We start from the raw sequence: 232 nt of genomic DNA, 5'->3' as shown, positions 1-232 counted from the left end.
GGTAGCTTCTGCTGTCGTAACCAGTACTGTAGGCTTATACTGCTCCACCAACAGCTTGAGCCGCTCCCATTGACCTTTTCCGATCATATCCAATTCGAGGCAGATCACATCCGGTGTCTGGGATTCCATCAGTTGAAATACTTCTGCCATCGTCCCCGCAGAGAGCACTTTTTTATACGGAATTGCACAGCTAGATACGAGCCAGCCCATTCCTGTCCGTTCATTCGGATCA

The 232-nt window shown here is 49.6% G+C and carries 1 protein-coding gene; it reads right to left on the bottom strand.

Annotated features, from left to right (window positions below; genetic code table 11):
• Positions 1-232: response regulator (locus SB773_RS34960; protein ID WP_486304347.1), on the bottom strand; the 232-nt coding region annotated here is incomplete at both ends.

Origin of the sequence: Bacillus sp. SIMBA_074, from assembly GCF_046534555.1 — a bacterium.
Classification (GTDB): Bacteria; Bacillota; Bacilli; order Bacillales; family Bacillaceae_G; genus Bacillus_A; species Bacillus_A mycoides.
Note: the sequence above shows the minus strand (reverse complement) of the source record. Positions and strands in the feature narration are given on the sequence as shown.